We start from the raw sequence: 12,603 nt of genomic DNA, 5'->3' as shown, positions 1-12,603 counted from the left end.
AAAAAGGTGAGTCATATGGCTCATCTTTTTTTGTGGCTGTTTTGAATTTTAGTGGTTCGTTTGTTTGAAGGTTTCGATCTATTGTTGCATCATTTTTAAAACATGCTGCACTTCAGTCAAATTTTGCTGTAAGTCTACTTGCTTAAGATTATATCGATATTAGGATATTGGATAGGGTACTAGAATATAACCAAACTAGAGTTTGGAGAATTTAACTCTCGTGAAAGAGAAGCCATAAATAAGTGATGAGATTTTAAATATTATTCTAAAAATATTTGATGCGGGGAGAACCTTTATGCCTCAAATCAAGGCATAAAGGTGAGTCAACATATTATTTTTTGAAGCTCTTACCTTGACCTGCAGGCTTACGTTGTCCATCATTTCTGCTAGAAGGGTTCGCCTGCTGTGGTGGTTGTGGAGCCTCGTTGTCACGACGCTGTTGACGGAGGAAACCACCACGACGCGCTGCCATTGGTTTTTCAGTCATACGCTCGGCACGACGTTTTGCCATACCATATAAACCAGTACCTTGACGTGGTTTCAATTCAACCTGTTTGACCAAATTGTCAATATCTTGCTTATCCAGTTCCATCCAACGTCCTGTACGTAATTCACGCGGTAGCATGACTGAGCCATAGCGGGTACGCAACAAACGGCTGACTTTTAAGCCTTGAGATTCAAATAGACGACGTACTTCACGGTTACGTCCTTCTTTCACTACGACTTGATACCAGCGGTTAATTCCTTCACCACCTAGGTCAGAAAATGATTCAAATTTTGCTGGACCATCGTCAAGGGTGACACCTTTGAGTAAATTGTTGCGCATTTCTTTGGTGACTTCACCCATAACACGCACGGCATATTCACGTTCAATTTCATTTGAAGGGTGCATTAAACGGTTTGCCAGTTCACCATCGTTTGTAAACAACAATAAACCTGTACTGTTGATGTCGAGACGGCCAACCATAACCCAACGATCATTGCTAATTTGTGGCAAATTATCAAACACGGTCGGGCGCTTTTCTGGATCATTACGTGAGCAGATTTCACCTTCTGGTTTGTAATAAATCAACACGCGGCGGCGAATTTCATCTTCAATTTGGAATTGAACTTTACGACCATCAATACGTAGCTCATCGGTTGGTTCGATGCGTTCGCCCACTTGGGCAATTTTACCATTCACGCTTACACGACCAGCGGCAATGACTTCTTCCATATAACGGCGAGAACCCAAACCAATACGCGCTAAAACCTTCTGTAGTTTTTCACTCATGACAGCATAACCTTAGAATTAATCAATCAACAGTCCACCTATTCACGACTTTGCTGCTTGGGCATCAAGTGTCATGAAAGCTTCCTTGGCATCCTGCAGGGGAGGCAACTGGCTTAGCGAAGCTAAACCAAAAGCATTCAAAAATTGGGGCGTTGTAATCAACAGCGCCGGTCGTCCAGGGAGTTCACGAAAACCAGATTCTTTAATCCAGTTAAAGTCAAATAATGTGCGCAAAATTTGACTGTTGTTGCTCACTCCACGAATTTGTTCAATATCTGCACGGGTTACTGGCTGGTGGTAAGCCACCACAGCCAGTGTTTCGAGTAGAGAAGGTGATAACCGTGTTGGTCGTTCTGGCCAAGTCTGGGTAATCACCTGTCGATATTTTGCGCGGACTTGGAAACGGAAGCCCTGTGCGGTTTCAATCAGCTCAATAGAGCGACCATGCTGTAACACAGCCAGTTGCTGCAAATATTGATGTAATTGTTGTTTGCTATATTGATTCTGAAAAGCTTCTTTTAAACGAGCAATCGACACAGGCGCATCGCTGGCAAAAATAATGGCTTCTAATTGCATTAAAACTTCATGATGCAACTCATCAATCGACATGGTCATGTTATTCACACTCATGCAGCCACTCCCTGAATTGCAAGCGGCGCTTCAATCCCTGTAGCAACAATCTGAACTTTTTGCTGTCGAGTGAGCTCTAAAACTGCCATGAAGGTAACGACCATACCCATTTTACCTTGACTGGGTTTGAGTAGGGCAGAAAAGTTTAAAACTTTCCCTGATTCAAGCATGTGTTCAATATAAGCAATCCGTTCTTCAAGTAAAACGGGCTCTTGTTGCACTTGATGAACAACAGGTTCAGGGCGGTTAAAGACATAAAACAGTGCATCTTTGAGCAAATCGACACTATAACCTTCGTAAACAGCGGTACTTTGCCCTAAATTGACATTGATATTAAAGGTATCACGCTCAAGAATGGAAAATTGCCCAAGGCGTTCAGCTGCCTTTTTAATACGTAAATAGGTTTCTAGACGGTCAATCAGTTGTTGTTTAGGATCTTTTTCTAATTCAATATTTTTGGGTTTTGGCAATAACAGACGTGATTTTAGATCTGCCAATAATGCTGCCATAACCATATAGTCTGCAGTTAGCTCGATATTGAGCGACTTCATGGCATCCATATACTGTAAATACTGGCTCGCAATCGGTGCAATATCGAGCTGAAGCAGGTCGAAACCATTTTTTTGAATCAGGTAAATTAAAAAGTCGAGTGGTCCCTCGAAGTGCTCGAGTAAAATTTCAAATGCGGCAGGAGGGATATATAAATCTTCAGGAATGGTTTCTTGCCATTCATCCAGAACACGAATGTGTGGAACAGATTCCATCGTGGAGTGAAGCACTTGATTCATTGCAATATTAGGCCACGCGAATTTTCAAAGGCATGAGGAGTCTACAGCGTAAAATGACGGGGAAGAAAATAAAATAATTTTCGACACCTCGAATGTTTACCATTTTATGACATTCGCACCTCGAATGAAACGAAAATACACAATATTTCCGATAAAAATCATAAAAGGTTAAATTTGTCGCTATTCAAACATGCTGACATCACCAACACCACGACGAATCACAACGGGTGAATCACCTGATAAATCGACAACGCTGGTTGTGGTCAGTGTGCCAAAGCCACCATCAATAAACACATCAATGCGTTTACCTAACTGCATCTCGATTTCATATGGGTCATCGAGCGGGTCATTCTGACCAGGAAGAATGAGTGTACTGGTCAATAATGGTTCACCAAGCTCTTTGAGTAGCATTTGGCAGGTCGGATTGCTTGGAACACGTAAACCAATGGTTTTTTTCTTTGGGTGCATCAGGCGGCGTGGAACTTCGCTAGTTGCCTGTAAAATATAGGTGGTTACTGCTGGAGTATTCGCTTTAAGTAAACGATAAGTGGCATTATCGACTTTAGCAAAGGTCGCAAGGTCAGATAAATCACTACAGAGAATGGCGTATTGATGTTTGTCGCCCAAATTACGAATTTGAGCAATACGCTCCATCGCGCTTTTATTTCCAATTTGGCAACCGATGGCATATGCAGCATCAGTCGGATACACAACAACATCACCCGCACGAATACGCTCAACCGCCTGTTGAATGAGTCGGGGTTGTGGATTGTCAGGGTGGATTCGTAAATGCAACATTGTTGTTCTCCTAGGCGCTGTGCATGACTATATTATGAAACGGTTCGGTAAAAGTGTGCAATGTTGTTTATTATTAAACGATTTTTAATCTAACATTTCACGACAAAACTCATCTGCATGTAAGCTTTTGCCATTGCGCGTGCATAAACAGATACATGAAATAAAATGTGCTGCATCACGAGGAAGACGTGCTTCGCCAGAGAAGTAATGTTGAACTTGTGCATATACATTGTCTTTAAACAGCGTTCCATCTCCGCCGTCGCCAGTGAGATTATCTAAAGACACACGAAATTTCCGACCAAAGGCAACCGCAAACAACCATTCGATGGCTTGAGGAATGATTTCAACCTGTTCAAATAGATTCTGCTGTTCCTGAGTGCGACCATCGGGTGCATACCAGTAGCCTAAGTCAGGCAATAAACGGCGCTTTGCCCCAGCAATGGTCCAGTGGCTGATTTCATGTAATGCACTATTAAAGAAACCGTGAGCAAACTGGATTTTTGCAGGTTCGTGATCTGTTGCAGGAAAATATTCGGGTTCATTCTCACCCTTGAATAAAATCACATTGTGATGGGAAAACCACTGATTAAAGTGTAATATAAGCCAATCTACTTGCGATGCCTCACTCTGACATGTTGACCATGCCAAGCGTTGTACTTGGTCTAAAGACAAAGTGAAATCCAAGTTAGGCAGGGTGCGAACAAGTGATGACGTGTTAACTTTAGGTTGCGGCTGCAACAAATGCATAACTTAATTTACCCGATAGTTCTGTTTCAAAGTGCAAAATTGTATCTTAAACTTTGACAGAGTTCAGATGAATTTGTAGAATTGTCGCCTTAATTATGTCAGCAAATACCTTTCCGGCAAAAATTGAGCCGTTTAAATGGGCTGAACAAGGCTATACATGGTCAGGAAAACTGCCCCTGTCAAGCTTTGTTCGAATCGCTCGTGAATCCACTGGATCGATTGAAAATCAATGGGTTCAAGTAGACTGTAAACTATCAATGGATGCATATAACCGAATAGTTTGGTTGAGTGCACACGTTGAGACCCAACTTCCAATGGAATGTCAGCGTTGTCTGGATACTGTTGGGGTTGATTTAGTTTTAGACGTTCATTTAGCACTAATCGATGATGAGTCACTGATAGAGCGCTTGGATGAGGATGCTGATTTCATCGTTTTAGGTGAAAGCGAGTCATCAACAAAAGGGTCGATTGATCAACCTGCTACTGTTGATTTACTTTCTTTACTTGAAGATGAATTGTTATTGTTGGTGCCATTGTCTCCTAAACATGCAGTTTGTGAGCATAAGCACCGACCGACCGTGCAGGACGTTGTTGAAGAAAAACGGGATAATCCGTTTGACGTATTAGCAAGTTTGAAGGGTAAACTTAACTGATAAAGTATGTTATACTTTCCAGTCAAGGCAACTGAATTTGTTCTGATCCATTTTTTCGATTTCTGTAAGGAGCCATCATGGCTGTTCAGCAAAACCGTAAAAGTCGCTCTCGCCGTGACATGCGCCGTTCACATGACGCTTTAACCGAGAATGCATTAACTGTAGACCAAGCTACTGGTGAAACTCATCGTCGTCACCACGTAACTAAAGACGGTTTATACCGTGGTCGCCAATTATTCGCTAAAGTATCTGCTGAATAATCGGTTTGCATTAAGCCTTGGCTTAGTGACAAAAAGGGGAGCGCAAGCTCCCTTTTTTTATTGAATGAAATGTTGTATTTGGCAATTAAAAATCGTGAAATTTAATGTTAAATTGCTGTACCGAACTTCAAGAGAAGACAAAAAAGGATTCTTATATGTCTGCTAAACGACTCGATCAAGTAGTTCAAGCAACTAAAACTGCATTTGTGTTTCCTGGTCAAGGCTCACAAAAAGTCGGCATGCTCGCCGAAATTGCAGAGCAGTTTAGTGGTGTTCAGAACACTTTTGCAGAAGCTTCTGAAGCATTAGGTTTTGATTTGTGGCAGATTGCCCAAACAGGTGAAGGGTTAGATCAAACAGAAAATACCCAGCCTGTATTGTTAACCGCAAGTGTTGCGTTGTGGCGTACTTGGTTGGATTTAGGGGGCGTAGCACCTAAATATTTGGCAGGCCACTCGCTAGGCGAATATAGCGCCTTGGTTGCTGCTGAAGCGATGAGCTTGGCAGATGCAGTGAAATTGGTTAATTTACGCGGTAAATTGATGCAAACTGCAGTACCTCAAGGTCAGGGTGCGATGGCTGCTATTTTAGGTCTGGCTGATGATCAGGTCGTTGCACTTTGCCAACAAGCAAGTGCCAATGCTGAGGGTTCAGTTGAAGCGGCTAACTACAATTCACAGGGTCAGGTCGTGATTGCAGGTACGGCAGCGCTTGTACAAGCGGTTATGGCTGAAGCGAAAGCTCAAAATGGCAAGGCAATTGCATTACCTGTGTCTGTGCCATCGCATTGTTCATTGATGAAACCTGCTGCTGAGCAATTTGCAGAGGCTTTGGAACAAACTGCCATTGAGCTACCACGTATTCCTGTAATACAAAATGTAAATGCTCAGGCAGCCACCGATGTTGCTCAGCTACGTCAAGCTTTGACTGCACAATTGTACCAATCTGTACAATGGACGAAGACCATGCAGTATCTACAAGATCAAGGTATTAGTTATATTGTTGAATGTGGTCCAGGTACAGTATTGAGCAATTTGGCAAAACGTTTACCAAACATTGAAAAAACATTTGCGATTGATAGTAAGAGTCGCATTGAAGATGCCCTAAATGCTGTTTTAGTGGCTGAAGGAAAAATTGCATGACACAAGAACGAAAAGTTGCATTAGTTACAGGCGCAAGCCGTGGTATTGGTGCTGCGATTGCTCAACAACTCATCCAAGATGGTTTTTTTGTGGTAGGTACAGCGACTTCTGAAGCTGGCGCAGAAAAATTAACTCAGCAATTTGCTGAAAATGGTGCAGGTGCTGTGCTTGATGTGCGCAATGCCGAAGCAATTGAGCAATTGGTTTCAGATATTGAACAAAAATATGGTTCAGTGCTGGTATTGGTCAATAATGCTGGTATTACTCGTGATAATTTATTATTGCGTATGTCAGAAGATGACTGGGATGATATTTTAAACATCCATTTAAAAGCGGTTTATCGTCTATCTAAACGTGTATTGAAGGGAATGACCCGCGCACGTTTCGGTCGTATTATTAATATTAGTTCAGTGGTTGCGCATTTTGCGAACCCTGGTCAAGCCAACTATTCTGCTGCTAAAGCAGGGATTGAGGCATTCAGTCGTAGCCTAGCTAAAGAAATGGGTAGCCGTCAAATTACGGTGAACTGTGTTGCGCCAGGTTTTATTGCAACTGAAATGACTGACCAGTTGAGCGAAGAAATTCGTAAGAAAATGAGTGAGCAAGTTGCACTTGGTCGTCTAGGCGAACCTCAAGACATCGCAAATGCGGTCAGCTTCCTTGCGGGTGAAAAATCCAGTTACATTACAGGTACTGTGTTACATGTAAATGGTGGGTTATACATGGCTTAATCCTAAGCTATTAAACTTTTAAAATTTTTTATATTCAATTAAACTAACGGCATTAAAAAACGCCGCAAGCAATGAGGAGAATTCCTGTGAGCGATATCGAACAACGTGTAAAGCAAGCAGTCGCTGAACAATTAGGTTTACGCGCTGAAGAGATCAAAAACGAAGCATCTTTCACAGATGATTTGGGTGCTGACTCTTTAGATCTAGTAGAACTTGTTATGTCTTTCGAAAATGACTTCGACATCACTATTCCTGATGAAGATTCAAACGAAATCACAACTGTTCAATCTGCAATTGACTACGTTACTAAAAAACTTGGTTAATAAGTTGTAGATATAAAAAGGCCGCTTTTATAGCGGCTTTTTTATTATGGGTAAAACAGGATACTGACAATTAAAAGGAAACCATCTTGCCAGGGTTCATCATTGCCCCTAAACCATAAGCACCTTTTGCTACAGGAATTACCAGTGGTGCTAATGCTCGGCCAAAGGTGATATCTTTGTGCTGAATTTTCGTGAGCATTTCAAAATCTTTGGCTTGTCCAACAAAATCATCAGCAATGGCTTTGCCAATTCGAACAGTTTGTGCGACACCATGACCACTCCAGCCATGTACTGCATAAATTGGGAATTTATTGCCAAATTTACGACTGTCAGTCGCACCATTTACAGTTAAATCAGTTGTACCACTCCAAACAAAATCGAGTTCAACCTGCTTAAGTTGCGGGAAAACGCTATTAATGCGCCCTAGCAGGTATTGGTAGGTTTTTTCTGGACTCCAGCAACTTCCTGTACCTTGTCCTCCAAAGAGTAGGCGGTTTTTGCTGACTCCGCGATAGTAGTCAATCTGGAACTGGGTGTCATACACAGGATGATCACTGGGTAATAGCTCACTTAAATCAATTTCGAGTGGTGCTGTGGTACTCACATACGTATAAAATGGAATCGTGGTTTGATTATGCTGTGGTAATAATTTGAAAGATGCATGATGTACCCCAATCACCACACTTTTACGCGCCTTGATCGTACCATGAGCCGTATGTACATAAATGCCGTCATCACGTTCTTCAATTTCGGTCACTTCGGTACGTTCGTAGATGGCGCCACCATTTTGCAAGAAGCCGTAAGCAATGCCTCGATTGAGTGCCAACGGATGAATGTGCCCACCTAAACGATCAATTAGCCCACCAAAATAACTTTCTGATTTGACATGATCGAACAGCTCGTGTTTTCCGACAACATGCGTGTGGTTTTCACCTAAATATTTGCGTGCATCTGAGCCTTGAGTTAAGGCAACCAAATGTCCTTCATGCACAGCTGCGGTAATATGGCCGCGTTTGCGCTGTAAATTGAGCTGGTATTTGGCAGCAATATTGTCAATTAATTGCATGGCTTCAACAGAAGTGAATTTCCAGAGACGCTTTGCATCTTCATAGCTAAAGTGTTCAATCATTTCTTCAGCTTCCCAGCGTGCAAGCCCAGGAGTGAGCTGCCCGCCATTGCGTCCAGAAGCGGCACTGCCAATACGGTCTTTGTCGAGCAGGATGGTTTCAACACCTTGTTCCGCCAGATGCAGTGCAGTTGATGAGCCCAAAAGCCCAGCACCAATCACGACAACATCACATTCTGTATTGCTATTGAGCGCATCGAAAGTTTGCCATTCAGCCAAAGAACTTTCGTAGTAGTTGGCAGGACTCTCGATTGGTGCCTTGTTGGGATTAACCCAGTTCCAGTCTTTGCCATTCAACTGGTTGATACTGACTTTGAATTCAACATCTTCCAGCAAGTTAGGTTTGTTAACCAGTTTTTGCATTTTGATACTCACTTGATTGAATTAATAAGCATTGCTAATCGCAATTGATTGTTTTTTTGCTTTTTTATAGATAAAGAACACAATGCCAACCCCAAGCCACATACCACCAAAAGTCAGTGCAGATTTTTCAAGATTCATCCATAAGCACACAATGGCGGCAACAGAAATCAGTGGGAGTATGGCATTAAAAAATTTATTTTTTAGTCCTTGGCGCTGCTTGTTACGCACATAGAATTGCATAAAGACTGAAAAATTAACTGCAGTAAAGGCAACCAAAGCCCCAAAACTAATCAGGTTTACCACTTGAGCAAGATCAAGGAAAATTGCACTTAAAGAGACAAGTCCAATGAACAGGGTTGCATACAGTGGTGTTCCAAAACGTGGGTGAATACTGCCCAAGGTTTTTTTATGGAAAATACCATCACGCCCCATGATGTAAATCAGGCGTGAAGCACTGGCATGACTGGCTAAGCCAGACGCAACGGTGTTCATGATTTGCCCTGTTAGGAACACCGATTGAAATAGCGCGCCGCCCACATACAGTACAATTTCAGGGAGTGCTTCATCGGGGTGTTTAAATTGTGCATTGGTTGGGAAATACAGTTGGATAAACCACGCTGCGGTAAAGAAAATCACACCACCAATCAGTGTTGTTAACATTACGGCACGTGGAATATTGCGTTTAGGATCTTTGGTTTCATGAGATAGTGTTGTAACGGCATCAAACCCCAAGAACGAAAAACACAAAATGGATGCTCCCGCAACAAGAGGCAGTAGATGAGTATTTCCATGAAACAGTGGCGCAAGGGTTAAAACATGTTCAGAGCCTTGAGTGCTACTCACGCCATGAATGACCAAGTAAACAAAGAACACCATTAACAGTACAGGTGCGAGTACAAAGATTAAGCTTAAGTTAGCTAACAAGTTGACTTTAAAAAGGTTGATAAAAGTAACGACACTGGCGGCAATTAGCACCCATGCCCAGTAAGGGATACCTGGTAAAATTGCTTCCAGATAAATACCACAGAGTAAAGCATTGATCAGTGGTAACAGGATGTAATCTAAAAGAGCACACCACCCGACAAAAAAACCTAGAGATGAACCACAGCTTTCCGCTGTGTAGGTATAAGCTGAACCTGGCTTTTCAGATACACGGCTAAAGCGAGCGTAGCTAAAAGCGGTGAGTAGCATGGCAACCAATGCAAACAAATAGGCTAGAGGTACGTGCCCTTCGGTTGTTCCAGAAACAATGCCGAAAGTATCAAACACGGTCATTGGTGTCATATAAGCAACCCCGACCACAATCACTTGCCATAGCGATAACTTTTTTAAATGAATATCATCTTGCAGCATAATCTAATCCTTGTAACAATAATAATCCCTGTAGGGAAATATTCAAACATATTTTTATTTGTGCATAAAGTGTGCCATTAATATTTTTTTGAGAGAGTTAATATGCCGAAATATTCAATTGAAATCAGAAAAGCTGCCTTGGATGCTTATAAGAAAACTGATTATAAAGTGGCTGTATGTAAACAGTTTAATATCTCTAGAGTCACTCTGGATGCTTGGATCAAGCTTGAGGAAGAGACAGGAAGCCTGCAACCGAAACCAAGTAAAAAACGCGGAGCACCTGCGCATATTCAAGACTGGGAAGCTTTTCAAAACTTTATAAAAAATAATAAATTTCAAAATATTAGTGATCTTATTCCATTGTTTGAAAAAGAGTTTGGTTATAGTGTTTCGTATGCTGTTTTAGTGCGGGCAATTCATGTTTTAGGCCTGCGCCGTCGTCGTGGTCGGTTTTATGCATGAATATAAATTGTGAGAAAATAGTGCTATTTAAAGAGTTAAAAACGTTTATTACTTTTAATAAAAAAGTAGATTTATTAATATAAAAAAGTAAGTTTTAATGATTTAAAAAGTAAATTTATTAATATAAAAAAGTAAGTTTTAATGATTTAAAAAGAAAATTTATTAATATAAAAAAGTAAGTTTTAAATTATAAAAATGTAAATATATTTTTATTAAAAAGTAAATTTTAAATTATAAAAAAGTAAATTTATAAAAATAAACTTGTCTATAAGTAAGCAAAAAATGCCTGTTGTGAGTGCAACAGGATTGTTTTTGGGGAGTTGATATTTGAAGATATAGCTAAATTTTGTCAGTGCTATATCTCTAGATCCACGGATTCAACATTGTGTGGGATAGGTTGGATAGCCAGTTCGAAATGCATTTAAAGTACATTGCGGAGTTCCCGTGCGGTTTCTTGCAACAAAGGTAAAATATGCTGAATCAGATACTCGCGTGTTGTACGCATGGTCGGTGACACAATATTGAGTGCAGCAACGACTTTGGAGTTGCCATTATAGATAGGAACCGCCAAGGCATGTACGCCTAACTCATGTTCTTCACAGGAGTAGCACCAGTCCTGTTCTTTTAATTCTCTCAGTAACTGTAAAAATTCGGCATCATCGATACAGGTATATTTGGTTAAACGCTTCAGAGGGTATTTCTTTAGCCACTCGAGTTGTTGCTCTGGTTCCAAATGTGCCAGTAAGATTTTTCCTGCAGAAGTTGCATGGGCCGGCAAACGATTTCCCAAATGCAAGCCATACGGATTGACTCGGTCAGTTTGCTGGTGTGCTGCACTACGGGCAACCGTAATCGCTTCATAACCATCGAGTACCATGACTGAAAAGATTAAAGAAGTTTGGTTGGTCAGCAGATTAAGCAATGGCTGTGAAATTTTAGGTAATGGAGCACCACTTAAATAAGCACCTGAAAATTTTAAAATTTTTGGAGCTAAATAAAAATAATGACCATCGTATTCTAAATAGCCCAAATACTCCAAGGTCAGTAAATGCCGACGCGCAGCAGCTCGAGTCAAACCTGTACGTTCTGCTGCCATAGAGATATTTAAGCGATGTCGATCATTTCCGAAACTTTCCAAAATCGCCAGTCCTTTCCCCATGCCTGCAATAAAATCTTCATGGCGAATTATTTTTTTATTTTCTGGGTTTTGTAGAGTTTTGTTTAATTTTTGCTCTAGTTTTTCCATTTGATTTACCATGTAGAATGCTTGATCAAGCATTATTTTCTAGGAGGTTCAAAATAATAACTATTGTTCGATAGTCGAACAATATGCATTATCATCGAACAATTACGCGTTTTACTGCTAGATGTTTAGGCGAAAATTATAAAAAATGAGCAGACAAAGGAAATCTAATTAAATTACTCGGGATTGGGTAACAACGTCGAAAGCGATTCACTTCATCCTGCCTAATTTTTAGTTCCCATCAATTAATCATTTTATGATGCACAGTGGAGTTATCCAATGATAGATAAAAGTGCGACCTCATTTCGCGAGGTTTTGTCGCAAATTAAAGATGGTTCGACCATCATGATTGGTGGCTTTGGCACCGCAGGACAACCTGCCGAACTCATTGATGGCTTGCTGGATTTGGGCATCAAAGACCTGACCATTGTCAGCAACAATGCAGGTAATGGCGACTATGGTCTGGCCAAGTTGCTCAAAGCAGGCGCTGTGAAAAAAGTCATCTGTTCTTTCCCACGTCAGTCGGATTCTTGGGTGTTCGACGAACTGTACCGTGCAGGCAAAATCGAGCTGGAACTGGTGCCTCAAGGCAACCTCGCTTGTCGTATTCAGGCTGCGGGTATGGGCTTGGGTGCAGTGTTTACGCCTACAGGTTATGGCACATTGTTGGCAGAAGGAAAAGAAACCCGTCATATCGATGGCAAAGACTAC

The 12,603-nt window shown here is 41.3% G+C and carries 15 protein-coding genes; 7 read left to right on the top strand and 8 right to left on the bottom strand.

Annotated features, from left to right (window positions below):
• Positions 1-331: 331 nt before the first annotated feature.
• From rluB to ACX1N5_RS11885, 5 genes are all read right to left on the bottom strand, one after another.
• Positions 332-1,273 (bottom strand): 23S rRNA pseudouridine(2605) synthase RluB, encoded by a 942-nt coding sequence (rluB, locus tag ACX1N5_RS11905; RefSeq protein ID WP_458802844.1) that lies wholly within the window; start codon positions 1,271-1,273, stop codon positions 332-334.
• Between the two features lie 42 nt (positions 1,274-1,315).
• A complete protein-coding gene (scpB, locus tag ACX1N5_RS11900; RefSeq protein WP_131382264.1) occupies positions 1,316-1,903 on the bottom strand; it encodes an SMC-Scp complex subunit ScpB in 588 nt (195 codons plus the stop codon).
• Entirely contained in the window at positions 1,900-2,691 is a 792-nt protein-coding gene (locus ACX1N5_RS11895; RefSeq protein WP_458802847.1) for a segregation and condensation protein A, read from the bottom strand. The genes scpB and ACX1N5_RS11895 overlap by 4 nt, the downstream gene beginning before the upstream one ends.
• Positions 2,692-2,871: 180 nt before the next feature.
• Complete coding sequence (locus tag ACX1N5_RS11890; protein WP_004750804.1) at positions 2,872-3,489, bottom strand: L-threonylcarbamoyladenylate synthase; 618 nt, start codon at positions 3,487-3,489, stop codon at positions 2,872-2,874.
• Positions 3,490-3,573: 84 nt separating this feature from the next.
• Positions 3,574-4,236, bottom strand: coding sequence for an elongation factor P hydroxylase (locus ACX1N5_RS11885; RefSeq protein WP_458802849.1), 663 nt, complete (start codon positions 4,234-4,236; stop codon positions 3,574-3,576).
• A gap of 95 nt (positions 4,237-4,331) precedes the next feature.
• Between ACX1N5_RS11885 and ACX1N5_RS11880 the strand changes: the two genes are divergently transcribed.
• The 5 genes from ACX1N5_RS11880 (at position 4,332) to acpP (ending at position 7,345) form a co-directional block, all read left to right on the top strand.
• Complete coding sequence (locus tag ACX1N5_RS11880) at positions 4,332-4,889, top strand: YceD family protein (RefSeq protein WP_004750808.1); 558 nt, start codon at positions 4,332-4,334, stop codon at positions 4,887-4,889.
• 77 nt (positions 4,890-4,966) lie between these two features.
• Positions 4,967-5,149: a 50S ribosomal protein L32 gene (gene rpmF / locus ACX1N5_RS11875; protein ID WP_004750811.1), complete on the top strand. Its 183-nt coding sequence runs from the start codon at positions 4,967-4,969 to the stop codon at positions 5,147-5,149.
• Positions 5,150-5,304: 155 nt separating this feature from the next.
• Positions 5,305-6,291 (top strand): ACP S-malonyltransferase, encoded by a 987-nt coding sequence (fabD, locus tag ACX1N5_RS11870; RefSeq protein ID WP_004750813.1) that lies wholly within the window; start codon positions 5,305-5,307, stop codon positions 6,289-6,291.
• Positions 6,288-7,022, top strand: coding sequence for a 3-oxoacyl-ACP reductase FabG (fabG, locus tag ACX1N5_RS11865; RefSeq protein WP_004750814.1), 735 nt, complete (start codon positions 6,288-6,290; stop codon positions 7,020-7,022). Before fabD ends, fabG begins: the two co-directional genes overlap by 4 nt.
• Positions 7,023-7,108: 86 nt before the next feature.
• Complete coding sequence (acpP, locus tag ACX1N5_RS11860; RefSeq protein WP_004750816.1) at positions 7,109-7,345, top strand: acyl carrier protein; 237 nt, start codon at positions 7,109-7,111, stop codon at positions 7,343-7,345.
• A gap of 70 nt (positions 7,346-7,415) precedes the next feature.
• Here the strand turns inward: acpP and ACX1N5_RS11855 are convergent, their stop codons facing one another.
• Both ACX1N5_RS11855 and ACX1N5_RS11850 read right to left on the bottom strand, forming a co-directional pair.
• A complete protein-coding gene (locus ACX1N5_RS11855; RefSeq protein ID WP_458802852.1) occupies positions 7,416-8,834 on the bottom strand; it encodes an NAD(P)/FAD-dependent oxidoreductase in 1,419 nt (472 codons plus the stop codon).
• A gap of 21 nt (positions 8,835-8,855) precedes the next feature.
• Positions 8,856-10,187, bottom strand: a complete 1,332-nt coding sequence (locus tag ACX1N5_RS11850; RefSeq protein ID WP_458802854.1) for an APC family permease — start codon at positions 10,185-10,187, stop codon at positions 8,856-8,858.
• Between the two features lie 102 nt (positions 10,188-10,289).
• Between ACX1N5_RS11850 and ACX1N5_RS11845 the strand changes: the two genes are divergently transcribed.
• The gene (locus ACX1N5_RS11845; RefSeq protein WP_131314920.1) at positions 10,290-10,649 is read left to right on the top strand and encodes a COG3415 family protein; all 360 of its coding nucleotides are present in this window, start codon (positions 10,290-10,292) and stop codon (positions 10,647-10,649) included.
• Between the two features lie 421 nt (positions 10,650-11,070).
• Here ACX1N5_RS11845 and pcaU read toward each other — a convergent pair whose 3' ends face one another.
• Positions 11,071-11,895: an IclR family transcriptional regulator PcaU gene (gene pcaU, locus ACX1N5_RS11840; protein WP_116731547.1), complete on the bottom strand. Its 825-nt coding sequence runs from the start codon at positions 11,893-11,895 to the stop codon at positions 11,071-11,073.
• Positions 11,896-12,171: 276 nt separating this feature from the next.
• Here pcaU and ACX1N5_RS11835 point away from each other — a divergent pair.
• On the top strand, positions 12,172-12,603 hold a 432-nt coding region (locus ACX1N5_RS11835; RefSeq protein ID WP_458802857.1), incomplete at its 3' end, for a 3-oxoacid CoA-transferase subunit A.

The sequence above is a fragment of the Acinetobacter sp. ANC 4636 genome (genome assembly GCF_054454555.1).
The sequence above is the reverse complement of the archived record's forward strand: the minus strand, read 5'-3'. Positions and strand labels throughout refer to the sequence as shown.